The organism is Actinoplanes sp. NPDC049316 (assembly GCF_040677315.1).
In the GTDB taxonomy this organism is placed as follows: domain Bacteria; phylum Actinomycetota; class Actinomycetes; order Mycobacteriales; family Micromonosporaceae; genus Actinoplanes.
The window spans coordinates 13,943-38,761 of sequence record NZ_JBFAQM010000043.1; the positions used below are offsets into that span (position 1 = coordinate 13,943).

Annotated in this window: 18 protein-coding genes; 12 read left to right on the top strand and 6 right to left on the bottom strand. The window is 75.0% G+C overall.

Going from position 1 to position 24,819, the window contains the following annotated elements; genetic code table 11:
- Positions 1 to 17: 17 nt before the first annotated feature.
- The 3 genes from AB0K03_RS38140 to AB0K03_RS38150 all read left to right on the top strand — a co-directional run bounded on the left by AB0K03_RS38140 (position 18) and on the right by AB0K03_RS38150 (position 7,370).
- The gene (locus tag AB0K03_RS38140; RefSeq protein ID WP_364696130.1) at positions 18 to 935 is read left to right on the top strand and encodes a pirin family protein; all 918 of its coding nucleotides are present in this window, start codon (positions 18 to 20) and stop codon (positions 933 to 935) included.
- 146 nt (positions 936 to 1,081) lie between these two features.
- Positions 1,082 to 1,519: a hypothetical protein gene (locus AB0K03_RS38145; RefSeq protein ID WP_364696030.1), complete on the top strand. Its 438-nt coding sequence runs from the start codon at positions 1,082 to 1,084 to the stop codon at positions 1,517 to 1,519.
- A 1,270-nt stretch (positions 1,520 to 2,789) separates the two neighbouring features.
- Positions 2,790 to 7,370 (top strand): hypothetical protein, encoded by a 4,581-nt coding sequence (locus AB0K03_RS38150; protein ID WP_364696033.1) that lies wholly within the window; start codon positions 2,790 to 2,792, stop codon positions 7,368 to 7,370.
- Here the strand turns inward: AB0K03_RS38150 and AB0K03_RS38155 are convergent.
- From AB0K03_RS38155 to AB0K03_RS38170, 4 genes are read right to left on the bottom strand one after another with little or no spacing between them, the layout of a single operon-like run.
- Positions 7,307 to 8,422 carry a GGDEF domain-containing protein gene (locus tag AB0K03_RS38155; RefSeq protein WP_364696036.1) on the bottom strand — a complete coding sequence of 372 codons (1,116 nt, stop codon included), beginning with the start codon at positions 8,420 to 8,422 and terminating at the stop codon, positions 7,307 to 7,309. The two genes, AB0K03_RS38150 and AB0K03_RS38155, sit on opposite strands and share 64 nt — an antisense overlap.
- Positions 8,423 to 8,479: 57 nt before the next feature.
- On the bottom strand, positions 8,480 to 9,664 hold the full coding sequence (locus tag AB0K03_RS38160) for an ABC transporter permease (protein WP_364696039.1): 1,185 nt from the start codon (positions 9,662 to 9,664) through the stop codon (positions 8,480 to 8,482).
- Positions 9,661 to 10,467 (bottom strand): ABC transporter ATP-binding protein, encoded by an 807-nt coding sequence (locus AB0K03_RS38165; protein ID WP_364696042.1) that lies wholly within the window; start codon positions 10,465 to 10,467, stop codon positions 9,661 to 9,663. Before AB0K03_RS38165 ends, AB0K03_RS38160 begins: the two co-directional genes overlap by 4 nt.
- Positions 10,464 to 11,804: an HlyD family efflux transporter periplasmic adaptor subunit gene (locus AB0K03_RS38170; protein WP_364696045.1), complete on the bottom strand. Its 1,341-nt coding sequence runs from the start codon at positions 11,802 to 11,804 to the stop codon at positions 10,464 to 10,466. The genes AB0K03_RS38165 and AB0K03_RS38170 overlap by 4 nt, the downstream gene beginning before the upstream one ends.
- A 442-nt stretch (positions 11,805 to 12,246) precedes the next feature.
- Here AB0K03_RS38170 and AB0K03_RS38175 point away from each other — a divergent pair, with 442 nt between their 5' ends.
- Positions 12,247 to 12,468 (top strand): hypothetical protein, encoded by a 222-nt coding sequence (locus AB0K03_RS38175; RefSeq protein WP_364696048.1) that lies wholly within the window; start codon positions 12,247 to 12,249, stop codon positions 12,466 to 12,468.
- Between the two features lie 48 nt (positions 12,469 to 12,516).
- Here AB0K03_RS38175 and AB0K03_RS38180 read toward each other — a convergent pair whose 3' ends face one another.
- Positions 12,517 to 13,272, bottom strand: a complete 756-nt coding sequence (locus AB0K03_RS38180; protein WP_364696051.1) for a L,D-transpeptidase family protein — start codon at positions 13,270 to 13,272, stop codon at positions 12,517 to 12,519.
- 134 nt (positions 13,273 to 13,406) lie between these two features.
- Complete coding sequence (locus tag AB0K03_RS38185; protein WP_364696054.1) at positions 13,407 to 14,243, bottom strand: CAP domain-containing protein; 837 nt, start codon at positions 14,241 to 14,243, stop codon at positions 13,407 to 13,409.
- 288 nt (positions 14,244 to 14,531) lie between these two features.
- On the opposite strand from AB0K03_RS38185, the gene AB0K03_RS38190 reads away from it, so the two are divergent.
- The 8 genes from AB0K03_RS38190 to AB0K03_RS38225 all read left to right on the top strand — a co-directional run bounded on the left by AB0K03_RS38190 (position 14,532) and on the right by AB0K03_RS38225 (position 24,760).
- Positions 14,532 to 15,752, top strand: a complete 1,221-nt coding sequence (locus AB0K03_RS38190; protein ID WP_364696057.1) for an acyltransferase — start codon at positions 14,532 to 14,534, stop codon at positions 15,750 to 15,752.
- A 65-nt stretch (positions 15,753 to 15,817) separates the two neighbouring features.
- Positions 15,818 to 16,306 carry a chemotaxis protein CheW gene (locus AB0K03_RS38195; RefSeq protein WP_364696060.1) on the top strand — a complete coding sequence of 163 codons (489 nt, stop codon included), beginning with the start codon at positions 15,818 to 15,820 and terminating at the stop codon, positions 16,304 to 16,306.
- Entirely contained in the window at positions 16,303 to 17,700 is a 1,398-nt protein-coding gene (locus tag AB0K03_RS38200) for a CheR family methyltransferase (RefSeq protein ID WP_364696063.1), read from the top strand. Before AB0K03_RS38195 ends, AB0K03_RS38200 begins: the two co-directional genes overlap by 4 nt.
- A complete protein-coding gene (locus AB0K03_RS38205; RefSeq protein WP_364696066.1) occupies positions 17,697 to 18,224 on the top strand; it encodes a chemotaxis protein CheW in 528 nt (175 codons plus the stop codon). The genes AB0K03_RS38200 and AB0K03_RS38205 overlap by 4 nt, the downstream gene beginning before the upstream one ends.
- Entirely contained in the window at positions 18,224 to 19,690 is a 1,467-nt protein-coding gene (locus AB0K03_RS38210; protein WP_364696069.1) for a methyl-accepting chemotaxis protein, read from the top strand. The genes AB0K03_RS38205 and AB0K03_RS38210 overlap by 1 nt, the downstream gene beginning before the upstream one ends.
- Entirely contained in the window at positions 19,687 to 21,738 is a 2,052-nt protein-coding gene (locus tag AB0K03_RS38215; protein WP_364696072.1) for a response regulator, read from the top strand. Before AB0K03_RS38210 ends, AB0K03_RS38215 begins: the two co-directional genes overlap by 4 nt.
- The gene (gene cheB, locus AB0K03_RS38220) at positions 21,735 to 22,811 is read left to right on the top strand and encodes a chemotaxis-specific protein-glutamate methyltransferase CheB (protein ID WP_364696075.1); all 1,077 of its coding nucleotides are present in this window, start codon (positions 21,735 to 21,737) and stop codon (positions 22,809 to 22,811) included. The genes AB0K03_RS38215 and cheB overlap by 4 nt, the downstream gene beginning before the upstream one ends.
- Positions 22,808 to 24,760, top strand: a complete 1,953-nt coding sequence (locus AB0K03_RS38225) for a response regulator (RefSeq protein ID WP_364696078.1) — start codon at positions 22,808 to 22,810, stop codon at positions 24,758 to 24,760. Before cheB ends, AB0K03_RS38225 begins: the two co-directional genes overlap by 4 nt.
- Positions 24,761 to 24,819: the final 59 nt, after the last annotated feature.

Sequence of the window (24,819 nt, forward strand, 5' to 3'; positions counted from 1 at the left end):
TCGGCGGCCCGCGCGGCATGGAGGTCGTGCGGACCCTGCCGAACAGGCATCGGCGCATGGTGGGCGCGTGGTGCTTCCTGGACGCGTACGGGCCGCACGACCTGACCACGGCCTCCGGCATGCGGGTCGGGCCGCACCCGCACATCGGCCTGCAGACGGTGAGCTGGCTGGTGCAGGGCGAGATCCTGCACCGCGACAGTCTCGGCAACCTGCAGGAGATCCGGCCCGGCAGCCTCAACCTCATGACCGCGGGACGGGGCATATCGCACTCCGAGGAGACGCCCGGGACCCATGGGCCGGTGCTGCAGGGCGTACAGCTGTGGGTGGCCCTGCCCGCCGCCGACCGCGACGTGGCGCCCTCCTTCGCGCATCACGACGACCTGCCGGTCGTGACCGCCGCGGGCCTGACCGCGACGGTCCTGATGGGCGAGCTGGCCGGCGCCACGTCACCGGCCCGCTGCCACACCCCGCTGGTGGGCGCGGAGATCACCCTCGCCGCCGGGTCCGACGCCCGGCTGCCGCTGCGACCCGGCTTCGAGTACGCGGTGCTGGCGCTGGACGGCGAGGCGGCCGTGGCGGGGACGCCGGTGAAGCCGGGACCGTTGCTGTACCTCGGAACGGGCCGGTCCTCGTTGGCGTTGTCGGCGGGGATCGAGAGCCGGGTGCTGCTGCTGGGCGGGGAGCCGTTCGAGGAGAAGCTCGTGATGTGGTGGAACTTCGTGGGCCGCGAGCACGAGGAGATCGTCGCGGCGCGGGAGGCCTGGGAAGCTCGGGAAGCGGAGGCTTCCGAAGGGCGGGAGGCTTCCCCACCGCGAGGGGCCGGGGGAAACGGCGGGGGTGGGCGGTTCGGGGTGGTTCGCGGGTACGACGGGGAGCCGATACCCGCTCCGCCCATGCCGATCACCCGGCTGGTGCCGCGCGGAAGGGTTCGCTGAGGACGCCCGCCTTCGGGACGCACGAAGATGGCTTGACGCTCGTAGCAGGGCGCCGGAAGTTCCGTCGCACGAAGATGGCTTGACGCTGGTAGCGGGGCGGCGGATGGTCGGGAGAGACAGCTTTTCCCGGCAGGCCGGAGGAGCCGATGAGCCTGCTCGACGTGGGCAAACTCGCCCTCATCACCGTGACACCGACGCTGCTCGGCACGGCAGCGGTCTACGGACCGCGCCTGTGCTCGGCGATCGCCCGCGCCTGGGCGGACCGCAGGCCCGAGGAGCCGCGCCCGCTCGGCCCGCCGATCGAGCAACTCGCGGCGGACCTGCGCCGCCTGCTGCGCCTGCATGAAGCCTTGACCTACTCGGCCCACATCGCGATGCGCGCCCACCGGCTCTGGGCCGTGGAGGCGGCGATCGCCGTCCGCGCGGTCGAGGCGGCCCAGGCGCTGGACGTGCCGCACCGGCAGCCGGAGAGGCCGGGCGAGCTGACGCGAGCGGAGCTGGCTGCGCTGCTGCACGGGCTGGCGGACGCGGGGATGGTGCTGCCGTCCACGGTGGGGCACTTCACCAGCGACGGCCGCCTCTGATCCCGACGTCGCACCCGCCGGCGGGCCGGCAACGCTTGCGCGGCAGACGCGCAAGCGTTGCGGCCCGGGACCGCCACGCCGCGTGCCACGCAGCAGCCAACCCCTGCGCAGTCGCCGCGCGAGCAGCGCCCCTCGGAACCGCCACGCCGCATCCCACGCAGCCGGGCCCTCGGGCGTCGAACGCCGCAGGAGAGCCTGCCGTCCGCGGACCGGCACGCGGCTGGAGAGCGCAGGCCCGCACGCGGCGGGAGCGGCCGGGCGCCACAAGGCCCGCACGCCCGCAGACCGCACGCGGGTCGGGCGACCTCCCGGCCGCAGGCCGGCGGCCGGTGGACCAGCGCGGCCGCAGGACCCCGGAAGCACCGCGGCCGCCCCCGTCACAGCGACGGGAGCGGCTCGGCGTTCTCTCGGTTCGGGCGAAACGGCGGCGGGTGCACCCGCCGCCGTCTCTGGGCCCCGGCGGCGGCTAACGGGGGCGGACGCCGCCTGCCGGGGAGTTCATGGTGGACAGAGTCCAGGTGTCCAGCCGGCGCAGGGCCGTGCGGACGGTGGCGCGTACGGCGCCGAGGTCGAGGCGCGGCATGATCCGCTCCTTCCGATCAGTGTCGGGTATCCGTCTTTTCCGGGGACTCGAGGCTCCCGGGGCGGCCGGTCCGGACGTCCGGCGAAGGCCGGATCGCGCGTCCGGCAGCGGGCCGGCACGGCGCAGGGCCGGCCTTCGTCCTCCACGGTGCCACCTTCCCACCCATGATCCGTACGGCGCCGGCGTGTCCCTCGCCACGATCACGACGGTCACCGGGGGTAGCCGCAGGCCGGTCGGGACATTCTGCTCGATTTCCTCAGCGGGCCATTAAGAATGGCTTAACTTCTGCGGCCCGCTACTCGCGGGAAACATTCCGGGTCGCTCCCGGAATGGCCGGCTCCGGCTCCCGTCGTGGTGACTGTGCGTCAAAGCCGGTCGACCTTGCGTACGCCGCAGCACGGGAAATGAACCGCTCGGCCGCTGTGCCCGTACTGTGTGTCGACGGTCGACTCCCGGCGGGCCGCGGCGCCGGGCCGGCAGGCGGGTGCGAGGGGCGCCGGCGGGCCGGGTGACGGGTCTCCGCGGGCGGTAGCGCCGTACGCAAATCCGTGGTTAACCTTCCAACTCGACCGCGCGGAAGGTGCCAGGGGGCGCCTGGCGCGCGTACGCGGCGGCGAGGACGGGGGGACGGATGCGGCAACGGGCCGGCTCGGCGTTCCCCGGGCCGTGGCGCACCGGGGCGGGCCGATGAGCTACGAGGACGACGAGTACTGGGAATCCGAGTACGAGGACGAGCGTCCCGTGCCGTACGCCGAGACAACCGCTACGGCGCGTGATCCGTACGCGGAAGCCGCAGTTCTCTCCCGCTGGGGTCCCGACACGCGAAAACCGCCGGAACCGCGCCGCCCCGCGCCCCGCGCGCAATACATCGAAGACGATGACTTCGACGATTCGCCGCGCCATTCCCGTACGCCCGAACCGGCGGCCCCGCCGGCCGTCGACGAGCTCGCCGAGCGCCGCCAGCGACGCCAGGCCGGACACCAGCGGTCGCCGAACCGTGACAAGCAGATCAAGTCCGCGTTCGACGGCGAGCGCCCGAGCTGGCTCGACGACCCGGACTTCGAGGAGGCCGACCTCGACGCCGCGCCCGTCTCGCCCGGCATGGACGGCTGGTCGATGCGCAGCATCGACTTCGACGAGCTCGAGTACGACGACCGCGACTTCGACGCCTCCGACTGGGAGGCGCAGCGCCGCTACGTCTCGGCCCAGCGCGCCCGGCGCATCGAGACGTCGTCGTTCTGGGACGAGGACCAGCAGGACGAACCGGCCCGCCCCCGCCGCGGCCGCCGCAAGACCGCGGAGCCCTCGGCCCCGGTCACCGGCCGCGCCCGGGTCACGCCGCCGGAGCCCGACGAGGACGACCAGGCCGTCCAGGACCTCTACGAACCCCCGCGCGAGGGGCGCCGCCGGTCGCGCCGGCCCGAGGACATCCCGTACGCGGACAAGCGCAGCCGCCGCGACGGATCCCGCGACGACCGCCCCGCCACGGGCACCCCGGCCGCCCCCGGTCGCGGCGCCCGGCCGGCGTCTCCGCGACGCGACGCGGAGGACCCGGCGGCCTTCCGGCGCGACGTCGAGCAGCCCGCGGCGTTCCGGCGCGACGCGGAGCAGCCTGCCGCGTTCCGGCACGACGTCGAGCAGCCCGCCGCGTTCCGGCGCGACGTCGAGCAGCCCGCCGCGTTCCGGGGTGACGTCGAGCAGCCCGCCGCGTTCCGGGGTGACGTCGAGCAGCCCGCCGCGTTCCGGGGTGACGTCGAGGGGCCGGCAGCGTTCCGCCGCGAGGGGGAGGGGCGGCCTGCTGCTCCCCGTACCGAAGTCTGGTCGGACGTTCCCGACGAGCACGCGCCGTACCGTCCGGCCGCCAAGCCGCAGCCGGGTGACCGCCCCGCGGAGCCCGGGAGCGACGGACCTCGCGTCCTGAGCCGCGCCACTCCCCCGGCCGCGCCGAAGATCCTCAGCAAGGCCGCCCCGCCGGCACCGCCGAAGGTCATCAAAAAGGCCGACCCGCCGGCGCAACCCCGCGTCGTCAGCGCCCCGCCGCAGACCGCCCCGCCCCGCGCCGTCACCCCGGCGCCGCCCGCGACGCCGGAGCGACCGGCGGCCCACAGCCAGCCGGCGCCGACGCTCGATCGGCCGGCGGCGGCGGCTCACGGCGGCCCGGCGCCGACGCTCGATCGGCCGGGGGGCCACAGCGGGCCGGCGGCCGCTCAGGACCGTCCCGGGGCCGCTCACGACCAGCCGGCGGCGGCTCACAGCCGGCCGGGAGCCGCTCACGACCCGGCGGCGGCACATGATGGGTCGGCGGCCGCCTACGACGGTCAGGCGCGGCCGGGCCGCGTCGGGTACATCACCGCCGAGGGTCCGATCATTCCGCCGGGCCGCGACCACCGCGCCCGGGGTACAGCAGGCGTCCAGCCCGCGGACCCGGGCCACAGCGCGGCCGGCCCGGAGACGCGGCCGGCCAGCCCGGCGGCGCTGGACCGGGGTAGCGAGCGGCCGGTCAGCCCGGCCGCCTACGTGCCGCCGCCGGCCGGCCCGGCCGCTGCGCCGCCGCCGGTCATGCCGGCTACTCCGCCCGCCGACGGACCGACGCCGTTCATGCCGGCCGCCGGACCGACGCCTGGAATGCCGGCCGCCGCGCCACCGCCGGTCATGCCGGCCGCCGGACCGACGCCTGGAATGCCGGCCGCCGCGCCACCGCCGGTCATGCCGGCCGCCGCGCCACCGCCGGTCATGCCGTCGGCTCCGCCGCCGATCCGCCGTCCCGCTGCCGCCGCTCCCCCGCAGAGCCCGGTCGCCGACCGGCCCGCCTTCGCGCCGCCGCAGGCGTCGCCGGCCTTCAGCCCGTGGGGCGACCAGCAACCCAGCTCTGCGCCGCCCGCCGCCGGGCCGCAGCACGCCGCGCCACCGGGGGCTGGGCAGCATCCGGCAGCCGCGACGCCGCCCGGGGCCGTCGTTCCGCAGGGCCGGTCGTCGGTGGAGGACGCCACGACCGCGGAGCGGCCGATCGTGGGTGGTCCGCGTACGGCGATGATCCTGTCGACCGGTGAGCCGTCGCCGGTGCCGTTGCCGCCGCGGCCACCGTCGCGCATCGCGCCGGTCGGCGGCGCACCCGGCCACGAACGCCCGATCAGCGGGGCGCCCGGGCACGAGCAGCCGGTCAGCGGGCCTGCGTACGCCCGCCCCACCAGCGGCGCACCCGGCCACGAGCGACCGGTCAGCGCGATGCCGGGCGCGTACGTCCACCCGGCCGCCGGCGCGCCGGGCCAGCAGCAGCCGGTCAGCGGCGCGCCGGCGCAGGCGCGTCCCACCAGCGGCGCGCCGGCGCAGGAGCGGGCCCCTGGTCAGCACCGTCCGGTCAGCGCGGTACCTGCCCAGCAGCAGCCCGTCACCCCCGCGGTGGCGAAGGGGCGGGCGACGATCGACCCGCGCCTCATCGGTACGCCGACCGACGAGGTTCCGATCGTCACGTCCCCCGGCGACAGCGCCCGCGGCGACGCTCCGACGGTGGGCGTGTCGCGATCGGCGGCCGTACCGGTGCCGGCGCCGCGGGCCCCGCACGTGGAGCGTCCGCAGGTCCCGAGCCCGGACCGGCAGGCCGAGGCCGAGGCCGCCCGCCGAGCGGAAGCGGCACGCCAGGCGGAACAAGCCCGGCAGGCCGAGGCGGCACGCCAGGCCGAACAAGCCCGGCAGGCCCAAGCGGCACGGCAGGCCGAGGAAGCCCGGGCGCAACAAGCTCGGCAGGCCGAGGAAGCCCGGGTCGAGGAAGCACGCCGGGCGGAAGCGGCGCGGCAAGCTGAAGAGGCCCGGCAGGCGGAAGAAGCCCGCCAGGCCGAAGCCGCCCGGCAAGCCGAAGCGGCCAGGCAGGCCGAGGAAGCACGCCAGGCGGAAGCGGCCCGGCAGATCGAGGCGACTCGGGCGTTGCAGCAGGGCGGGCAGTCCACGGCTGCGCAACCCGTCTCGGTGGCGCCCCCGGCGTCGCGGCCCGGGCCGAATCCGGCCGCCAACGCCGCCCCGATCGCGCGGTTGGCGACTTCCGGGCCTGATGGTCCCCGCAAGTACGCCGACTCGGATCTGGGGCCGACGTGGTTCGGTCCCCCGAAGCCGCGGGCCGAGAAGCCGAACCCGCCGGCCGAGAAGCCGAACCCGCCGGCCGCCCCGACGGACCACCAGGTACCGGGTACGGCGACGGACCAGCAGGCATCGGGCGTCGAGCCGGAGGCGCAGGCCGCGACCCCGGCAGCACCGACGACGCCGTCTCCGGAAGCCACGGCAGCCCCCGCCGAGGCGCCACCGGCCGAGAAGCAGGGCGCGGCCGAGCAGGCCAACGGTGTGTCCATCGACCTGGACCTCACCGGTTTGATGAACGGTCTCATCGGCGCCGCCGCGACCATCGCCCGGCAGCCGATCGCGCCCGCTGACAAGAGCACGACCGACAAGAGCACCCCGGACCACAGCACCCCGGACCACAGCACCCCGGAACACAGCATCTCGGAGAAGAACTCCCCGGAGGACGACGCCTCCGAGAACAACGCCCCGGCGAAGACGGCCGCCGACAGCACTCCGACGGCGGACACTTCACCCCGGAAGACCCCCACGCCGGCCGCAACCCGCGCTCCCGGCGTACCGGAGAAGACGAAGAGCAAGCCGCTCGGCCCGGAGGATCTCGCCGCGATCCGGTGGCGTCTGGACGGGGCGACCCTCAAGGAGGTCGTCGACGATCGGGAGGCGCTGCGGGAGCTGGGTGAGCGGCTCGACGGCCCGCTCGCCGAGGAGCAGGACAACGTCGCCCGGGCCGGGTTGCTCAGTTTGCGGGCCGAGGTCTACCGGCTGCTGGACGAGCTGGGGATGGCCGCCGCCGCGAGCCGGTTGGCGCTGGCCCATGCCGAGTCCGCCGGGGATGTGCAGGCGACCGTCATCGCTCAGGCCGAGCTGGCGCACGTGCTGCGGTTGCGCGGCGACTACCAGGAGGCGGACCGGCTGTTCGAGCAGGCCGCCAGTGCGGACGTGCCGGATCTGCTGCGCAGCGTCGTGCATGAGAACGCCGGGCGGAGCGCGTTCGATCAGGGGCGGCACATGGAGGCGCTCGATCATTTCGCGCGGGCCGTGCGGCTGGGGTTGCCCGACGATCAGGAGTTGGTGCAGCGGATCGACGTCGCGCTGGAGGCGATCTACATCCACGTGCTGCGCGACGGGTGGGGTCCCTATCCGCGGCTGCGCCGCGAGATACTCGGGCTGGTCAAGGCCGCCGGTCCGGACGCCGGCTGATCCGGGCGTACGCGGTCCACGTTGTGGCGGTCGGGCGCGGTGGCGGTACGGCCCCGGCCCGACGTCTTGGCCTGATAGAGGGCGGCGTCCGAGGCGGTGACGAGCTCGTCGACGGTGGTGGCGTCGCCGGGCAGGACCGCGACGCCGATGCTGAGGCGGGGCGGGCCACCCGCGAGGCCGGCGGCGGCCGACACGAGTTCCCGGACCGTCTCGGCCACGCCGATCGCGGTGGGGCGGTCCGTACGCAGCAGCATCACGAACTCGTCGCCGCCGAGGCGGGCCGCCACCCCGGCGTCGCCGACCGCGTGGCGTAGCGCGGCGGCGACGGTCTGCAGGGCGCGGTCGCCCTCGGTGTGCCCATACGTGTCGTTGATGGCCTTGAAGTGGTCGAGGTCGACCGTGACCAGCGCGAGGCTGCCGCCGGTGCTCGCGGCCCACGCGCCGGCGTCGCGCAAGGACGCGGCGAAGAAGCGCCGGTTGGCGAGCCCGGTGAGGGCGTCGGCGTTGGCCTGTTCCTGCAGCACCGCGCGGAGCTTGTCGCCGCGGGCGCGCAGGCCCGAGACGACGATCGCCGTCATGGTCATCGCCAGGACCATCGCGACCCAGTCGGCTAGCCCGCGGCTGGGACCGAGGATGCGGAAGACCACCACCGCGTCGCCGATGAACACCAGGGCGAGGTTGAGGTGGATGAGGCGGCGGCCGAGGAAGTTGGCGGCGTACAGGACGGGCCAGAGGTAGAACAGCTGGGCGCCGGTGCTGGCGTCGTGGGTCCCCACGTTGAGCACGGAGATCAGCGCCGTGGAGAGGACGGGCACCGCGAACCAGAAGGCGCGCGGGAGCCACTCCGGCCGGCGCCAGCAGGTCAGGCCGGCGGCGGCCATGACGGCGGCGACCAGGACGATGCCGGCCGCGCCGAGCCGGGTGAGGTGTGGCGTCAGCAGGCCGGTGACCAGCACGTACGGGGACGCGGCCAGGGTGAGGTACGCGACCGCGCGGGAGGCTCCCTGCAGGTCGCGCAGCTCGTATCCGGGGCGGTCCTCCCTGAGCAACACACCCCCAGATCGGCGTACCGGCGGCGGACGTGAGGGTTTGGCGCCCGGTCGCCGGGGTCACTCGGTGCGCAGCGCCACGACCGGGTCGAGACGTCCCGCACGCTGGGCGGGCACGACGCCGAAGACGATGCCGACCGCCGCGGACACGCCGAAGGCCAGCGTGAGCGACCACCAGGTCACCGCCGCCGGCACCGGCGTGAGCCGGTCGGCGAGCAGCGCGGCGCCGATCCCCAGCGCCATGCCGAGCACGCCGCCGATCGTGGTGAGCAGGACGGCCTCCAGCAGGAACTGCAGGCCGATGTCGCGGGGGCGGGCGCCGACGGCCTTGCGCAGGCCGATCTCCTTGGTGCGTTCGCGGACGGACACCAGCATGATGTTGGAGACGCCGACGCCGCCGACGAGCAGGCTGATCCCCGCGATGGCGGCGAGGACGCCGGTGAGCACGCCGAGGATGTCGCCGAGCACGCCGAGGATCTGCTGCTGGGTGACGGCGCTGAAGTCGGTGTCGGGGTGCCGCTCGCCGAGCGTGGCGACGATGTCGGCGCCGAGCGCGTCGATGCGGTCGCGGTCCGGGGCGCGGATGGCGAGGGCGTCGATGCGGTCGGTGCCGAGCAGCCGCTGGGCGGCGGTGACCGGTACGTGCACCTCGTTGTCGCGGTCGACGCCGAGGCTCTGCCCGAGCGGCTCGAACGTGCCGATGACCCGGAAGCGGACGCCGCCGATGGTGATCTGCCGCCCGATCGGATCACGGTCGCCGAACAGCGCCGAGGCGACGCCGGCCCCGAGCACGGCCACGCGGCGGGCGGTGTTGACGTCGGAACGGGTCAGGTACGACCCGCGGTTGAGGTGGCGGACGAACACCGTGGGCGTGGTCTCGAGCACGCCCTGCATGCTGGCGAAGGTCTGCCGGCTGCCGGCGCGCACGTTCTCGCCGGACGCGACGGTGACGGCGACGCGGTTGCGGTCGCCGACCACCCGGCCGACCGCCTCGGCGTCGTCGAGCGAGAGGGTCGACGCCGAGGGGGCTGCGCCGGCCTCCAGGCGGCCCGGCACGACGATGAGCAGGTTGGAGCCGAGCCCTTCGACCTGCCGCTCGATCTGCTGTTTGGTGCCGGTGCCGATGGCCACCAGCGCGACGACGGCGGCGACCCCGATGACCACCCCGAGCATGGTCAGCACGCTGCGCAGACGGTTGGCCCGCAGGGCGTCGAGCGCCACGCGCCAGGCCTCGGCGAGCCTCACGAGGCACCGCCCGCCCCGCTCGCGCCGGGCGCCGGGACCGCGCCGCCGGACGGGTCGAGGCCCGCGGCCGGAGCGGCGCCGCCGGACGGGCCGTGGCCCGGGGGAGAAAAGGCGGCGGCGGGCGGATCCGCGGAGACGATGAGGCCGTCGCGCATGACGATCCGGCGGCGGGCGCGGGCCGCCACCTCCGCGTCGTGGGTGACCAGCACGACCGCCACGCCCTCGGCGTTGAGCGACTCCAGCAGCTCGAGCACCGTCTGGCCGGTCGCCGAGTCGAGGTTGCCGGTGGCCTCGTCGGCGAGCAGCACCGAGGGGCCGGTGACCAGGGCACGGGCGATCGCGACGCGCTGCTGCTCGCCGCCGGACATCTGGTTGGGCTGGTGGTCGACGCGGTGCCCGAGGCCGACGCGGTCGAGCATCTCGGCGGCGCGGGCACGGCGTTCCCGGCGGCCGACGCCGCGGTAGACCAGCGGCAGCGCCACGTTGTCGCGGGCGGTCGTCCGGGCCAGCAGGTGGAACGACTGGAACACGAAGCCGATGACCTCGTTGCGGAGCCTGGCCATCTCGGGTGGCGAGAGTGTGGACACGTCGCGGCCGCCGATGACGAGCGTGCCGCCGGTCGGCCGGTCCAGGCCGCCGAGCAGGTGCATGAGCGTGGACTTGCCGGAGCCGGAAGCACCCACGATGGCCACGTAGTCGCCCTGGTCCACGGTCAGCGAGACCCCGCGCAGGGCCCGTACGGAGACGCCGCCGAGGTCGTACGTGCGGCTCACGCCGGTGGCGACGATCGCGGGCCCGCTCACGGCAGGTCTTGCCCGGCACTGACCTGGTCCGCGCCGGCGACCACGACCCGGTCGCCGGCGGCGATGCCGGAGACGATCTGGACGACGTCCTCGCCCTGCACGCCGAGGGTGACCGGGACCCGCTGCGCCTTACCGCCGCGGACGGCCCAGACGGTGTCACGGCCGTCGCTGGTGACGACCGCCCCGGCGGGGACCGTCACGGCGTCGGCCGCCTGGCGTACGCGCAGCCGCACGATCGCGCTCATCCCGGGGCGCGGCGTGGGGGCGGCGCTGCCGTCGGCGTACGTGCCGGCGCCCAGCGAGAGGCGTACGCGATAGGACACGCCGCCGCGCGCCGAGGTGGTCGGCAGCAGGTCGGCGGCGCGCACCTTGGCCGGGTACGTGGCGCCGGTGGCCGCGTCGAGCTCGACTGTGCCCGTGCCACCGGGCTTGACCAGCAGCACATCGGTCTCGTCGACCTCGGCGGTGACGCCGAGCGCGCCGGTGTCCACGACGGTGAGGATCGGGGTGCCCGCGCTGACCGCCGCGCCGACGGGAACGGCCTCGTCGACGCCCGGCAGCGGAGCCTGCGCGGCCGAACCGAGCGCCGCGGGATCGGCGTTGTCGATGAGATCGGTGAGCGACGGCGCGCCCGCGGAGCCGGTGCCGCCGAGCTGGACGACGCCGGAGACCGGGGCTCGCAGGGTCAGCGCGTCGACGGCGGCCGCGGCCAGGTCGTACGCCTGCCGGGCCTGCACCCGCTGGGCGGCGGTGAGGGCGTCGACGGCCCGGCTGACGCCGGCGACCCCGCGTTGCAGCGAGTCGACGGCGGCCGAGGCGGCCGAGGAGACGGCCTCGTACTGCTTCTGGGCGGCGGTGACCTGGGCGAGCAGCGCCTTGCGCAGGGTCTCGTCGGTGACCTTGCCGGCGGTCTCCCGCGCTGTGGTGAAGGCTTCGGCGGCGTCGGCGTCCGTGCGCTGCCGTACGGCGGTGAACCCGGCCGCGCCGCCGCCGGAGGGGACGCCACCGGCCGGGGCGGCGTCGAGCGCCTCGGTGGCCGCGTCCAGCCGCCGCTCGGTGGCCGGGGAGTCGACGACCGCCACGACCTGGCCCTTGCGGACCTTGTCGCCGCTCTCCACGCGCAGCGCGGCCAGGGTGCCGTCGGCGGGTGAGCCGACCGTGGCGGCGGCGCGGGCCGTCACGGCGCCGGACGCCTCGACGATCTCGGCGACGGTGCCCCGGCCGGCCGGGCCGACCGTGATGCCGGACGGCTTCTCGCCACAGGACGCCGCGGTCAGCGGAGGCAGCAGGACGCACGCGAGCAGCAGGACCGTGGCACGCCGGGGGGATCGGGACACGCACGCCACTCTATGCCGGGCGGGCGCCGCGACGGCCGGGCCGGACGGCCGGGACCGCCACCACCGGACGTCCCGGACCGGCACACTCCGGGCGTCCCGGATCGGCACACTCCGGGCGTCCCGGATCGGCACACTCCGGGCGTCCCGGATCGGCACACTCCGGGCGTCCCGGATCGGCCCGGCCGGGCGGCCGGTGCCGGCGAGCCGAACGGTCTGCTGATCGATATCGGACGTACGGACCTGATACCCGGTTCGTGTCGGGTATCGGCGCCGGGGCTGGCGTGCGCACGACCGCGCGTCCCACCATGGCCTGCCAGCCTGGAAGGTGACCGGAGCTTTCCGGCCGCCGCCGATGACTATCGGCCGTCGGCGTTGAACCGCGAGGCCACTCGCGCCCGTAGTGACCAGCACCGTGCCCGCCACTGTCCGAGGAACGTGACCCATGTCGCTGCATGCTCTGCCCGGCCCGGCCGCCATGCTGCGCGCCGACGAACTGACCGTCGTGCACCACGACGACACGGTCAGCCGCTTCACGGACGTGTCGTACTCGCTGAGCCGCGCGGGCCTGCGGGTGGTGACCGCGGACGGCGACGAGAAGGCGTTCCCCGGTCACGACGTGCTGACCACCCACGTCCGCCTGGCCCACGGCGCACTGGCCGCATGACGAGACGGCGGCCCGCCGGAGCGGGCCGCCGTCGTGCGATCCGGTCGATCAGGTTCCCGGGCGGCGCCCGATGACCTTGACCCTCATGCCGATCTTGCCGATGCCGTAGTACGCCTTGGCGTCGGTGCCGAGCAGGTTGACGCACCCGTGCGAACCCCGCCACGCGTCGTGCAGGTACGTGGTGGTCTGGTGGAAGCCGATCCCGCCGACGAAGCGCTGCCAGTACGGCATCCACACCTCGTACGGGTCGGACCACTCCTTCTTCGTCCGCTTGTTGATCTTGTAGCTGCCGGCCGGCGTCCGGTAGCCCTTCATGCCGCTGCGGATCACCGTCGGCTTGCGGTACACCTTGCCGCTGCGCATCACCCACGTGGTCTGGTGGGTCAGATCCACGCAGAACGTGGTGCCGGTCCGTTTCGCCTTGCACGCCGACGTCTTCGTGGCGGCGAGACGCTTGGCCACCCCGTACGTCGTGGGACCCGCGAGCCCGGCGGCCGGCTTGATGCCGTACCGGCTCTGGAACTTCTTGATGGCCTTGCAGTCCGCGGCCGACTGCCTGCCGTCGACGGTGACGGCGCCGAAGCCGCCGAGCTTCTTGAGGTAGCCCTCCACCTGCTTCTGGTACTTGCCCGTCGAACACGAGGCCGCGGCGGCCTTCGTGACGACGACGGCGGCGACCGGCGCCGCGCCGACGGACCGGGGTACGGCGCTCGCCGTACCCGGGGTCAGCGCGAAGGCGCCGAGGCTGCCGCCGGCCGCCGTCGCCACGACGGCGGCGGCGAGGCGCGCGGAGACCCGCTGCACTCCCAAATCGTCCTCCCCAGGAGATCGTGTGACGCACATCGAAGCACACCCGTGCTCCGGGGAGGGTCGGCCGCACGACCATGGCACGGAACCGGTACGCCGGCCCCGTCCGCCCGCGGGTCGCGCGGCGCAGGTCACTGCGGGGTGGCGAAGTCCTGAACCCAGTACGGCGTGCGGTCGGCGGAGAACGCGAGCCCGACCCCGACCTGGTGCAACCGGCAGTCGAGGATGTTCTCGCGGTGCTCGGGGCTGTTCATCCAGCCGTCGACGACCTCGTACACGCTGTCCTGGCCACGCGCGATGTTCTCGCCGAAGCGCGACCACTGGTAGCCGGCGTCGGCCACCCGCTCACCGGCCCGGTCACCGTTGGGGTCCTCGTGCGCGAAGTAGCCGCGCCGGGCCATGTCGGCCGCGTGCCGGTTGGCGGCGGCGATCAGCCGCCGGTCGACCGTGACGTCGTCGCAGCCGGCCCGCCGCCGCTCCCGGTTGACCAGGTCGCGGGCCTGCTGCTGCACGTCACCGCGGGGGTCGGAGGAGAGCGCCTGGCTCGCGGTGACGTCGCGGTGCGCGTCGGCGACGGTGCCGGGCTGCTTCGCCGGGGTCCGCGACGGCGACGCGTCCGGCGAGGGGTCGTTCGCGGCCGGACGGGCCGGCTTCGGGCCGTCCGCCGGCTTCGGGCCGCCGTCCGCCGGCTTCGGGTCACCGGCCGCCGGGCTCGCGGTGACGGGACCCCCGGGCCGTGCGGGCGCCGGGCCGGCGGCGGGCTCACCCGGGTCGCCTGGCTCGGCAGCATCAGGTACGGCCACAGCACCACTGGGCAGGTCCGGGAGTGCGGACAGATCCGGCCCGGCGACCGACGGCACCCCGGGCTGGTCCGGAGTCGTCTCCGCACCGGCGCTCGTCGCCACCATGATCCCGCCGGCCAGGACCGCCGACACCGCCACGGCCACCACGACAGCAGGCTTGCGCATGGATGTCCTTCCGCGCTCACGGCGCCGCGCCCGGTGCGCGCCGCCCTCGCGGGGTACCAACGGGTCGCGGCGCGGACGGTGACCCGCCGGCGGTCCGGCGCCGCCCGGCCGTAACCCCCGGCGAAACGGCCGTTGACCTGGCGTTTCACGGAGGAGTCAGGCGCCGCGGCGATCGCACAGTCGCACGGACAAAAACGACACTTCATTCGTCCGGGGTAATCCGGCCGGGCGTACTTGCCGTCCACGCGGACGGTCCCCGCCCCGCGCCGCCGTGGCTACCGTTTCGCGGTGCGCAACCGCTACCTGGATCTCCTCCGGGCCGCCGCCATCGTCCGGGTCGTCGTCTACCACCTCTTCGGCTGGCCGTGGCTGTCGATCCTGCTGCCGGCCATGGGCATCATGTTCGCGCTGGCCGGGTCGCTGACCGCAGCCTCGCTCGACCGGCGCTCCGCCGGCAGCGTCATCACGTCCCGGCTGCGCCGGCTCCTGCCTCCGCTGTGGCTGCTCGGCGCGATCGCCGTCCCGGCCATGCTGTACGCCGGATGGGCGCAGCAGGACGGTGGCGACTCGCCCTGGAGCTGGAAACTGGGCCTGTGGCTGCTCCCGATCGGCGACCCCCCGGGCAGCCACGCGGGCATCGACGCCTGGGAGCCGCTGTGGTACATCCGGGCGTACCTGTGGTTCGTGCTGCTCTCGCCGCTGATGTACCTCGCGTACAAGAAGGTGGGCTGGGCCGCCGTGATCGCGCCGGTGGCCCTGCTCGCGGCGCTCGACAAAACCGGGTTCTCGCTGCCGTTCGGCCGCGCCGACTCGGCGATGTGGGACTTCGCCACGTACGGCGCCTGCTGGATCGCGGGCTTCGCGCACCACGACGGCCGCCTGCACCGGCTGCGCCCGGGTCTCGTGGGCCTGGCGGCCGTGGCGCTCGGCGGCGCGGCCCTGTACTGGCTGCACGGGCACGCCGGGGACGAGGGCTGGGACCTCAACGACGTGCCGGAGGCCCAGGCGCTGTGGTCGCTCGCGTTCGTGCTGGTGGCGCTGCACTGGCGGCCGGACATGACCTGGCTGGCGTACCTGCGGCCGGTCGACCGGGCGGTGAACCTGCTGAACTCGCGCGCGGTGACCGTCTACCTGTGGCACAACATCGCGATCGCCGCGATCTGGCCGATGTTGACGTTCCTCGCCCTGGACGACCTCGGGTCGATGGAGGGGCCGGTCACCCTCGCGGCGACGTTCGCCCTGACCGCGGTCGCGGTGCTGGCGTTCGGCTGGGTGGAGGACCTCGCGGCCCGCCGCCGGCCCCGGATCTGGCCCGCCACCGCCTCCCCCGCCCCGGTCTCGTCTCCGGCCGCTCCCCCGCCGCCGGGCGCTCCGCTGCACGCCGAGGTGGGCCCGCTCCCGCCGCCGGTCGCGCCGCCGCCGGTGCCGCCCGCCCGCCGGGCGCTGCCGGCCCCGGCGGAGGAACCGGCCGCGATCTCGTGGTTCGGCGGCGGCCCGGAGCCGCGCTGAACGGTCCCGGGACGGGAGTGAAAGGTTCTCGCCAACGAGCCTTGAATCGCCGCTAACCTGAGCGAATGGGGCAGGTCGGACAGGCGGCGGCACCGGTGGGGACGGCCGCCGGGGAGCCGACGCTGGTGTTCCGCGCCGGCCCCCTGCTCGGCGCGCTGCGGCTCGCCGAGGTCGTCGAGACGATGCGTCCGCTGCCCGTGCATCAGCTCGCGGGCACGCCGCCGTTCGTCTCGGGAATCTGCGTCATGCGCGGCGAGCCCACCCTGGTGGTCGACGTCGCGCGTCTGCTCGGCGGCGGCGAGGCGGAGGTGGCGCGCTACGTCGCCGTACGGACCGGGCGCGGGACGATCGCCCTCGCCACGGGCCCGGTCCTCGGCATCCGGACGCTGGCCGCCGACCGCGAGGCGCGGCACGCGGCGCTGCTCGGCGAGGCCCCGGCCCGCCTGGTCGCCGCCGTGGGCACGGTCGACGCCGAGCCGGTCCTGCTGCTGCAGAGCCTGCACCTCGTCCCGGACGAGACCTGGGCGGCCGTGGCGGCCGTGGCGGCGTCATGATCTCGACCGCGGGCGTGGCGCGGTTCCGCGCGGTCCTGGCCGAGAGCCTCGGGTGGACCTTCGACGACAAGGACGCCCCGCAGCTCGCCCAGGTGCTGCTGCGGCGGGCCGGCGCCACGCACCTGGAACGCGGCGAGTACCTGGCCCGGCTCGGCGCCGGCGACTGGGAGGCGGAGCTCAGCACGCTCGCCGAGGAACTGACGATCAACGAGACGTACTTCTTCCGGCACGGCGAGCAGTTCCGGGTGCTCGCCGACGTGGCGCTGCCGGAACGGATCCGGGCGCGCGGCGCGCAACGCGTCCTGCGGCTGCTCTCGGTCGGGTGCTCGTCCGGCGAGGAGGCGTACACGCTGGCGATCGTCGCGCGGCAGGTGCAGCCGGACCCGGACTGGATCGTGTCGGTGCTCGGCGTCGACGCCAGCCCGGCGGTCCTGCGGCGGGCGCGGGCCGCGCGCTACTCGGCGTGGTCGCTGCGCGAGACCCCCGACGCCGTACGCGAGCGCTGGTTCCACCCGCACGACGGCGAGTACGAGGTCGACGCCGGCATCCGCGCGGCCGTACGGTTCCGCCTGCACAACGTGGCCGGCGACGACGAGGAGCTGTGGCGGCCCGGGCAGTACGACGTCGTGTTCTGCCGCAACCTGCTGATGTACCTCACGCCGCACGTGCGCGACACCCTCGTCCGGCGCATGACCGGCGCGCTGAGCACGGGCGGCTACCTGTTCCTCGGCCACACCGACTCGCTGGGCAGCGACCCGGACGGGCTCGAGCCGCAGCAGAGCGACCACACGTTCTTCTACCGGCGCCGCCCGGGCCGCCCGGCCGCCGTCGCCGTGCCGCGGCCGCTTCCGCCGCGCCCGGCACCGGTGGCCGCCCGGCCGGCTCCGCGCCGGGAACCGCAGGCGGACGGCCCGTACGAGCGGACGATGCGGCTGCTGCGTGACGAGCGGTTCGCGGAGGCGCTGACCGTCGTGGAGGCGGGACTGCACGGCCGGGTCGTACCGCGCGACCTGCTCCTGCACGCCGTGCTGCTCACGCAGGCCGGACGGCTCGAGGACGCGGAGACCGCCTGCCGCCGCCTGCTCGACATCGACGGCCTGTACGCCGACGCGCACCACCAGCTCGCCGTCTGCCTCGAGGCCGGCGCCGCGGCCGACGCGGCGATCGGCCACTACCGGCTCGCGGCCCACCTGGATCCCGACTTCGCGATGCCCCGCCTGCGCCTCGGGCTGATCGCCCGCCGCCGTGGCCGGTCCGAGGCGGCCGCCGCCGAGCTGGACCGGGCGCAGACCCTGCTGAAGCACGAGCGCGAGGACCGCATCGCCATGTTCGGCGGCGGGTTCGGCCGGCTCGCGCTCACCGCGCTGTGCCGTACGGAAGGAGCGCGCCGATGAGTCCCAGCCGCCTCGCCGACCTGCGGGACGCGTTCGACCGCTCGTTCACCGAGCCGGTACGCCGCCACGACGCCGAGTTCGTGGAGCTGCTGGCCGTCCGCGCCGGCGGCCGCCCGTACGCGTTGCGTCTCTCCCAGGCCTCGGGCCTGCACCCGGACCGGCCCGTCACGCCGTTGCCGGGGCCGCAGCCGGCCCTGCTCGGCGTCGCGGGTTTCGGCGGCACGATCGTGCCCGTCTACGACCTCGCCGCCCTGCTCGGGCATCCGGTGCCCGAGCGCCCCCGCTGGCTCGTGCCGTGCGCCGGCGCGCCGCCGCTCGCGGTGGCCTTCCACGAGCTCGACGGCCACCTGCGGGTGCCGGCCGACGAGATCGTGGACGAGGCCGGCGACCGTCCCGCCCAGGAGGTGCTGCGCGGGATGGTGCCGCTGCCCGGCGGCACCCGGCCCATCGTCGACCTGCACGCGGCCCGGACGCTGGTGCACCAGCTCACCGGCCGTCTCCACTACGCCCACGAGGAGCAGTGATGGCTCGACGCAGCTTCGGCTACAAGCTCACCCTCAGCTTCGGTGCGACCCTGGCGCTGACGCTGGTCATGGGCGCCGCCTCGGTCGCCGCGCTGGCCGTCGTCGTGGACGCCAAGGACGCCGCGATCCGGGTCGCCGCCGACGACCTCGGCTCCGCCGAGCACCTGCGGACGAAGGCGGAGGCCCGGATCAGCGACTACCGCGGCTTCCTGATCACCGGTGAGCAGGAGTACCTGGACGCGACGGACGCCGACCGCAAGGAGTTCCTCGGGGTGGTCACCCAGCTGCGGGGCACCCTCACCGAGCCGGCCGCGCTGAACCTGCTGCAGGCCGTCGCCGACGCGGAGGCACAGCACGCGGCGGTGCTGGACCCGGTGATCGAGCGCCGCAAGTCCATGTCGGACCTGCGCGACATCGGGCGGCTCAACGCCACCGACGTCGCGCCGGCCCGGCAGAAGCTCCAGGACTCCATCGCCGCGCTGACCACCCGCGTCCGCGCCGACGTGGAGACCGCGCGGCGCGCCGCCTCCGCCAAGGCGAACCGCGCCATCGCGATCATCATCGGGCTCGCCGTGCTGGCGACCGCCTTCGGCATGTCCGTCGCCGCGAAGCTGAGCCGCGACCTTCGGCGCGAGGTCGGCGCGGCGGTCGGGCACATCCAGAGTTCGTCGGCGCAGCTCGAGGCGGCAGCCGCGCAACAGGCCGGCGGCGGCCGGGACCAGGCGAGCGCGATGAGCGAGATCACCACGACGATCAGCGAGCTGCTGATCACCTCGCGGCAGATCGCCGACAGCGCGCAGCGGGTGTCGAAGATCGCCGAGGAGACCGCGGAGGCGGCCGAGAACGGCGACGCGACCATCGATCAGACCCGGGCCTCGATCGCCGCCATCCGGACCCAGGTGGACCAGATCGTGCAGCACATGCTGACGCTCGGCGAGCGGTCGCAGCAGATCGGCGGCGTCGCCGACCTCGTCTCGGAGCTGGCGGAGCAGACCAACATCCTGGCCATCAACGCCACCATCGAGGCGAGCGGCGCGGGCGAGTGGGGCCGGCGGTTCGCCGTCGTGGCCGAGGAGATCCGCAAGCTGGCCGACCGGACGGCCGGCTCGGCGAAGGAGATCCGCGCGCTCATCGACGACGTCCGCGGGGCGGTCAACACCACCGTCATGGCCACCGAGATCGGCGCCAAGTCCGTCGACGCGGGGGCCCGGCAGTTCGACGACGCCACGAGCTCGTTCCGGCGCATCGCCCAGCTCGTGGCCACCACCAACGACGCCACCCGCGAGATCGAGCTGTCCACCAAGCAGCAGACCACCGCGGTGGAACAGGTCAACGTCGCCGCCTCGGACACCGCACGGGTCACCCGGGAGACCGAGGCGAGCGCGGTGCAGACCCGGCAGACGGCGGCGCATCTGTCCACCCTCTCCGCCGACCTGCTCGACCTGGTGGGCAACGGCCGTCGATGAGCACCGATCCGCTGCGCTACTTCCGCGTCGAGGCCCGCGAGCTGATCGACCAGATCAGCGCGGGCGTGCTCGACCTGGAACAGCGGCACGACACCGACCTGGTGCCCCGGCTGCTGCGCTTCGCGCACACGCTCAAGGGCGCCGCCCGGGTGGTCCGCCAGCAGGAGATCGCCGACCGCGCGCACGCCTTCGAGGAGGTACTCGTCCCGCACCGCGGGGACGACGGGCCGCTGCCTGCCGACGAGATGCGTGAGCTGCTGCGGCTCAACGACGAGATCGAGCGGTACGTGGCCGCGCTGGAACCCGGGTACGAGCCGCCCGCGTCCGCCCCGGACGAGCCGCAGCCCGAGGCCACCCCGCACCCCGAACCGCTGCCGGCCGCGCGGGCGGCGACCGCGGACGTCGACGACCTGCTCGACGCGGTGGGCGAGACGCACGCCCGGTTCGCGCCGCTGCGGTCCGGGCGTACCTCGCTGGAGCAGCTGCGCCGGTCCGCGGAGGCGCTCGCCGACCAGCTGCGGTCCGGGCGGCCCGGCAGCGCGGAGACCGCACGGACGGCCGCCGTACGCCTCGCCGTCGAGATCGGTGCCGTGACCCGCCGCCTGACCGACACGGTGGAACAGGTCGAACGCGAGCTCGACGAGGTGCGCGGCCGCGCCGAACGCCTGCGCCTGGTCGCCGCGTCGAGCATCTTCACCGCCCTGCACCGCGCCGTCCGGGACGCCGCCGACGCGCAGGGCAAGCGGGTGCGTTTCGACGGACGTGGCGGGGACCTGCGCCTCGACCCGCAGGTGCTCACGTCGGCCGCCAACGCGATGCTGCACATCGTGCGCAACGCGGTCGTGCACGGCATCGAGCCGGAGCCGGACCGGGTGGCGGCGGGCAAGCCGGCGGAGGGCGGGATCGTCGTCGCCATCGAGCGCCGGGGCAGCTACGCCGCGTTCCTGTGCAGCGACGACGGCCGCGGGTTCGACCTGGCCGCGGTACGCCGGGCCGCCCAGGAGCGTGGCCTGCTGCAGCCCGGGGAGGCCGAACCGGACACGCAGACACTCCTCGAGCTGGTGCTGGGCGGCGGCATCAGCACCTCCCCCACGGTCACCGACGTGGCCGGGCGCGGCATCGGCCTCAACGTGGCCCGCGACGTCGCCGACCAGCTCGGGGGCGAGGTGACCGTGCGTACGGAGTCGGGCCGGGGCACCACGATCGAGCTGGTGCTGCCGCTGGCTCTGCTGTCGCTGCAGGGGCTCGTCGTCGAGGCGGCCGGGACCGTGGCGACCGTGCCGCTGGACGCGGTGCGGACCTGCGTACGGTTGCTTCCCGTGCAGGCGACGGCGGCCTCGGTGACCGGCAAGCTCGCGCACGACGGCGAGGCCCTGCCGTTTCTGCCCCTGGCCCGGGCCCTGTACGCGGGCACCGTCGTCCCCGAGGGCGGCGGATCCGCCGTGGCGGTCGTCGTCCGGGCCGGCGACCGGTCCGTGGCCGTCGGTGTCGACCGGCTGGCCGGCACCTCCACGCTCGTCGTGCGCCCCCTGCCCGATCTGGCGCCGGCCGCGCCGGTGATCGGCGGTGTCTCCATGGACCTCGACGGCAACCCGCGGCTCGTGCTCGACGCGGCCGGCCTGATCGACGAGACCGGGCGGCTGGGCGGGGGCGGGGTGGCCCCGGCGGAACCGGCCCGCCGGCTGCCCATCCTGGTCGTCGACGACTCGCTGACCACGCGGATGCTCGAGCGCAGCATCCTCGAGTCGGCCGGATACGAGGTCGACCTGGCGGCGTCCGGCGAGGAGGGCCTGGAGAAGGCCCGAAATAGACAATACGGGCTTTATCTTACAGACATTGACATGCCTGGCATCGATGGGTTCGCCTTCGTCGCGCAGACCCGGGCGGACCCGGAGCTGGCCGAGGTCCCGGCGATCCTGGTCAGCTCGCGCGCCAGCGCTGAGGACCGGGCCCGGGGCGCGGCGGCCGGGGCGAGCGCGTACGTGGTCAAGGGCGAGTTCAACCAGGAGGAGCTGCTCGCCCACATCCGCCGGCTGGTGCCGGCATGATCCGCGTCCTGGTGGTCGAGGACTCCGCGACCATGCGCGCCCACCTGCGCGAGTCGCTCGGGACCGACCCGGAGCTGCGGGTGGTCGGCGAGGCCGTGGACGGCGGCCAGGCCGTCGAGATGGTCGGCCGGCTGCGCCCGGACGTGATCACGATGGACATGATGCTGCCCACGATGAGCGGCCTGGTCGCCACCGAGCACATCATGGCGGAGTTCCCCACCCCGATCCTCGTCGTCTCCTCGGCGGACCGGCAGGAGCTGTTCAGCACGTACAACGCGCTGGCCGCCGGGGCGGTGGACGTGCTGGAGAAACCGCGCGGCGACGCGTCCGACGCCGGCTGGGCGCGGCGGTTGTGCTCCGCCGTACGGCTGGTGTCCCGGATCCGGGTGATCACACACCCGCGGGCCCGTCTCGACGGCCGCCACCGCGCCGAGCGGCCGCAACCCGCGCCGGCACCGCCGCTGGCGCCCGCCGCCGGTGATGACGCGGCGCTGGGCCTGGTGGTGGTCGGCGCGTCCACGGGCGGCCCCGGCGCGCTGACGGACCTGCTGCGGGCCCTGCCGGCCGGGTTCGCCGCGCCCGTGCTGTGCGTGCAGCACATCGCCGCGAGCGAGCCGTTCGCGGTCGCGTTCTCCGACTGGCTGGCCGGGCAGACCGGGCGTGACGTCAGGTACGCCACGGACGGCATGCGTGTCCGCGGGCTCGCCGGGCGCGTCCTGCTCGCCCCGCCGGACCGGCACATGTACGTGGGCGACGGCCTGGTCCGGCTCAGCGACGCGCCGCCGCGGCACTCCTGCCGGCCCTCGGTCGACGTGCTCTTCGAATCCGTGGCCGCGGAGTTCGGCGCGTCCGCGGCCGGCTGCCTGCTCACCGGCATGGGCCGCGACGGCGCCGGCGGGCTGCTGCGGATCCGCTCGCACGGCGGCGTCACCTTCGCCCAGGACGAGGCCAGCAGCATCGTGTACGGAATGCCGCGCGAGGCCGCGCTGCTCGGCGCGGCCGCCTACATCCTGCCCCCGGCGCGGATCGCCGCCCGGCTGGCCGAACTGACCCGGACGGGGACCCGCCGATGAGCCCGGCCGTGCTGATCGTGGACGACAGTCTCACCGTCCGCATGGACCTGCACGAGGCGTTCGAGGCCGACGGCTTCACGACGGTGCTGTGCGCCACCGGCGAACAGGCCCGGCAGGCGTTCCGCGAGGCCGATTTCGATGTCGCGGTGCTCGACGTCATGCTGCCCGACGCCGACGGCGTGGACCTGCTGCGCGAACTGCGGGCCCTGCCCGGGCGCGAGCACACCGTCACGGTGCTGCTGTCCAGCGAGGCGGACGTCGCCGACCGGCTGCACGGGCTGCGCACCGGCGCCGACGAGTACGTGGGCAAGCCGTACGACGCCGGGTACGTCGTCGCGCGGTCCCGGCAGCTGCTCGGCGAGGTACGCGCCGCGGACCCGCAGACCACCGTCCTGGTGATCGACGACAGCGTGACGTTCCGGGAACGTCTGCGGCAGCTGCTGGAGCCCGAGGGGTACGCCGTGCTCACCGCGGCCTCGGGCGAGGAGGGCCTGCGCACGGCGGCGGACCGGCGCCCGCAGGCGGTGATCGTGGACGGTGTCATGCCGGGCATCGACGGCGCGACGGTGATCCGGCGGATGCGGCTGGACCCCGCGCTGCGCGACACTCCCTGCCTGCTGATGACGGCCGCGGACGACTACGCGACCGAGGTGCAGATGCTCGAGGCGGGCGCCGACGCGTTCGTCCGCAAGCAGCAGGACCTCGCCGTCGTGATCGCCAAGCTGGCGGCGGTGCTGCGGACCAGCGCCGAGCAGCTGCCCATCGAGGGGATCGGCAGCCTGCACGGGCCCGGCAAGGTCCTCGTGGTGACGGCGGAGCGGACCCGGCTCGAGGAGTGGGGCGACGTGCTGCGCGCCGACGGGTACGACGTCGTCGCGGCCACCGGCCCGGACGACGCCCTCGACATGCTCGCCGCGCAGCCGGTCGACTGCATCGTCCTCGGCCTCGGGAGCGGGGCCCGGGAGACGTGCGCGCGGATCAAGGAAGTGCCCCAGATCCGCGACACGCCGCTGGTGATGACCGGCGCCCGGGACGACGCGCTGCTGGAGTGTCTCGCGGCGGGCGCCGACGACTACGTGCGCGAGACGGACGGGGCGGAGACGCTGCGGGCCCACGTACGCGCCCAGATCCGCCGCAAGCAGTCCCTGGACGAGAGCCGGCGCATCCGCGAGGAGCTGATGCGCCGCGAGCTGGACGCGGCGGGCGAACGGGCCGCACGCCAGCTCGCCGAGACGCGGGCGGCGCTCGTCGAGGAGCTGGAGTGGCGCAACCGAGAGCTGGAGGCGTTCAGCGGCTCGGTGTCGCACGACCTGCGCGGGCCGCTGCAGGTCATCACCAGCTACGCCGAGACCATCCTCGACGAGGACGAGCCGCTGGGCGAGGAGACCCGCCACCGGGTCGAACGCATCCACGCCGCCGCGGGGCGCATGGCCGACCTGGTGGAGTCGCTGCTGATCCTGGCCCGGGCCAGCCGCGGCGAGCTGCGCCGGAACCGCCTCGACCTGACCGAGACGGCGTGGCAGGTGATCCGCGAGGTCGAAGCCCGGGAGCCGGGCCGCAAGATCCGCTTCTCGGTGACCGAGGCGATGACCGCGGACGCGGACGAGGGCCTGGTCCGGGTGATCCTGGAGAACCTCATCACCAACGCGTGCAAGTTCACCCGCAAGGTCGAGGAGCCGGTCGTCGAGGTCGGCTGGAGCGGCTCCGGCGACGACCTGCGGTATCACATCCGCGACAACGGGGCGGGCTTCCCGGAGGGCAAGGCGGGTGAGCTGTTCCGGCCGTTCGCCCGCCTGCACAACGCCGCCGACTTCCCGGGCACGGGCATCGGCCTGACCACCGTGCACCGGGCCGTGGAACGCCACGGCGGCGAGATCCACGCGGAGGGCCGCGAGGGCGAGGGCGCGCTGTTCTGGTTCACCCTGCCCCCGGACGGCCGGGCCCGTTGAGCCGGTTCGCGCGGACGGCCCGATCCCGGGCAGCGCGCCGCGCTGCCCGGGATCCCGTC

Coding starts and splice junctions, on each gene's coding strand:
- AB0K03_RS38140 (WP_364696130.1), top strand. CDS start 18: ATGGAGGTCGTGCGGACCCTGCCGAACAGGCATCGGCGCATGGTGGGC.
- AB0K03_RS38145 (WP_364696030.1), top strand. CDS start 1,082: ATGAGCCTGCTCGACGTGGGCAAACTCGCCCTCATCACCGTGACACCG.
- AB0K03_RS38150 (WP_364696033.1), top strand. CDS start 2,790: ATGAGCTACGAGGACGACGAGTACTGGGAATCCGAGTACGAGGACGAG.
- AB0K03_RS38175 (WP_364696048.1), top strand. CDS start 12,247: ATGTCGCTGCATGCTCTGCCCGGCCCGGCCGCCATGCTGCGCGCCGAC.
- AB0K03_RS38185 (WP_364696054.1), bottom strand. CDS start 14,243: ATGCGCAAGCCTGCTGTCGTGGTGGCCGTGGCGGTGTCGGCGGTCCTG.
- AB0K03_RS38195 (WP_364696060.1), top strand. CDS start 15,818: ATGGGGCAGGTCGGACAGGCGGCGGCACCGGTGGGGACGGCCGCCGGG.
- AB0K03_RS38200 (WP_364696063.1), top strand. CDS start 16,303: ATGATCTCGACCGCGGGCGTGGCGCGGTTCCGCGCGGTCCTGGCCGAG.
- AB0K03_RS38205 (WP_364696066.1), top strand. CDS start 17,697: ATGAGTCCCAGCCGCCTCGCCGACCTGCGGGACGCGTTCGACCGCTCG.
- AB0K03_RS38210 (WP_364696069.1), top strand. CDS start 18,224: ATGGCTCGACGCAGCTTCGGCTACAAGCTCACCCTCAGCTTCGGTGCG.
- AB0K03_RS38215 (WP_364696072.1), top strand. CDS start 19,687: ATGAGCACCGATCCGCTGCGCTACTTCCGCGTCGAGGCCCGCGAGCTG.
- cheB (WP_364696075.1), top strand. CDS start 21,735: ATGATCCGCGTCCTGGTGGTCGAGGACTCCGCGACCATGCGCGCCCAC.
- AB0K03_RS38225 (WP_364696078.1), top strand. CDS start 22,808: ATGAGCCCGGCCGTGCTGATCGTGGACGACAGTCTCACCGTCCGCATG.